General features: G+C 67.4%; 3 protein-coding genes. 2 read left to right on the top strand and 1 reads right to left on the bottom strand.

All coding sequences use genetic code 11. The features are described from left to right. Positions 1-161 precede the first annotated feature (161 nt). Positions 162-503 (bottom strand): metal-sensitive transcriptional regulator, encoded by a 342-nt coding sequence (locus ACWDU1_RS31850; protein ID WP_450004130.1) that lies wholly within the window; start codon positions 501-503, stop codon positions 162-164. Between the two features lie 125 nt (positions 504-628). Here ACWDU1_RS31850 and ACWDU1_RS31855 point away from each other — a divergent pair, with 125 nt between their 5' ends. Together ACWDU1_RS31855 and ACWDU1_RS31860 are read left to right on the top strand one after the other, a co-directional pair. Further along, entirely contained in the window at positions 629-1,438 is an 810-nt protein-coding gene (locus tag ACWDU1_RS31855; protein WP_450004131.1) for an S-methyl-5'-thioadenosine phosphorylase, read from the top strand. Positions 1,439-1,474: 36 nt separating this feature from the next. Next, positions 1,475-2,032 carry an NADPH-dependent FMN reductase gene (locus ACWDU1_RS31860; protein ID WP_450004132.1) on the top strand — a complete coding sequence of 186 codons (558 nt, stop codon included), beginning with the start codon at positions 1,475-1,477 and terminating at the stop codon, positions 2,030-2,032. Positions 2,033-2,091 lie beyond the last annotated feature (59 nt).

Here is a 2,091-nt window from a genome sequence, read left to right on the forward strand (position 1 = left end):
AAAAACAAAATGGGGTTGGCGCGGTGTTAGTATGTGAGCACGGGCGGGGGGGGGGCCCGGGGCGAGTCTCGAGGGCTGACAGCAGACGCTCGAGGGGCCGAACCCCGCGCGCGCCAGCGCGCCGAAAACACCGAACCCCGCGCGGCGAAGCCGCGCCGATATCACGACCGCACGAGGCGTGCGATGGCGTCGGTGGCTTCTTTGATCTTGGCCTCGGCCTCGGGGCCGCCCGCCACGGCGGCATCGACCACACAGTGGCTGATGTGGTCCTCGAGCAGGCCCATCGCGACCGCCTGCAGCGCCTTGGTCATGGCGGAGACCTGCGTGAGGATATCGATGCAGTACTTCTCCTCCTCGACCATCCGCTGCAGCCCGCGCGCCTGACCCTCGATCCGGCGCAGCCGTTTCAGGTAGTCGTCCTTGGCCGTGATGTAGCCGTGGGTCGCGTGGTCGTGGGAAGTATCGCCGCCGGCCTGGTCGGCGGGCTGGGATTCGGTTGTCACCGCTCATCTCCTCTGCACCGGTCGAGAGGACTTCTATACCCCCATAGGGTACACTCACCGGCTCGTGTCCATCAGGGTGCGCCTCCGCTGTGCGTCCGCGCACCGGACCCGGGAGAATCAGCACTATGACTTCCAAGGACCGGCCCGCCCTGGCCGTTATCGGCGGTAGTGGATTCTACGATTTCTTCGACGGCGCCGCGGACGCGGTCACGGTGAAGACACCGTACGGAGAACCGAGCGCGCCGATCGCGGTCGGCGATGTCGAGGGCCGGCCGGTCGCCTTCCTGCCACGCCACGGCGGGCGGCACGAGTACTCACCGCATACGGTGCCCTACCGGGCGAATATGTGGGCTCTGCGGTCACTGGGCGTGCGGCGGATATTCGCGCCGTGCGCGGTCGGCAGCCTGCGCCCGGACTGGGGGCCCGGCACCGTGGTCATTCCCGATCAACTGGTGGACCGCACCTCGGGCCGTGAGCAGACCTATTTCGACGGTAACGGCATCCACGTCTCCTTCGCCGACCCCTACTGCGCCGATCTGCGGGAGATCGCGGTGAAGTCCGCGGACAGCGCCGTCCACGTCCATCCGCACGGCACCATGGCGGTAATTCAGGGCCCGCGCTTCTCGACTCGTGCCGAAAGCCGCTGGTACGCGGCACAGGGCTGGGAGCTGGTGAATATGACCGGCTATCCGGAGGCCGTGCTCGCCCGGGAACTGGAGATGTGTTACGCCGCCGTCGCCCTGGTCACCGACCTGGATGCCGGGGTCACCGAAGGCGAAGGCGTCAAGGCATCGGAGGTCTTCGCCGAATTCGAACGCAATATCGGACCCTTCAAAGAACTCATCCGCCGAGCGGTGAGCGGGGTCTCCGATACCGGAACCTGTGACCACTGCCGGGCACACGCCGGTATCGCCCTGCCCTTCGACCTGCCGTGAACCGGATCCACGGCCCGGGGCGGATAGGCTCGTGCCGTGGATACGCCGCTTCGCCTCGAGGTGATCGTCGCCAGCGTCCGGCCCGGGCGTTTCGCCCCCGTGGTCGCCGACTGGTTCGTGCGCACCGCCCGGACCCGGCCCGAATTCGAGACCGGTGTCCTGGACCTGATGGAGATCGGCCTGCCCACCGACCTCACCGAAACCGCCGCGACCCAGCTCTTCCGGGACCGGCTGGCCGCCGCCGACGTATTCGTCGCGGTCACCTCCGAATACAACCACGGCTACCCCGCCTCGTTGAAAACCGCGCTGGACAGCGCGAAATACGAATGGCGAGGTAAACCGATCGGTTTCGTCTCCTACGGCGGACTCTCCGGCGGCCTCCGCGCGGTGGAACAACTGCGCCAGGTGGTCGCGGAGATCCACATGGTGTCGATGCGTGAATCGGTGAGTTTCCATCGCGCGCGCAAACAATTCGACGCCGCCGGGGAAACCGGAGACGGCGCGGCCGTCGACGGTGCGCAACGGTTGCTCACCCAGCTTGCTTGGTGGGGTCGGGCGCTACGCACGGCCCGAGACAGCGACCCCTACCCGTGATTTCGGAGCGGCTCCGCCGCTCGAGGGTGGGGCCCTATTAACCCCGGGTCTTCACTCCC

It is taken from the genome of Nocardia sp. NPDC003345, from assembly GCF_053589395.1.

Coding starts and splice junctions, on each gene's coding strand:
- ACWDU1_RS31855 (WP_450004131.1), top strand. CDS start 629: ATGACTTCCAAGGACCGGCCCGCCCTGGCCGTTATCGGCGGTAGTGGA.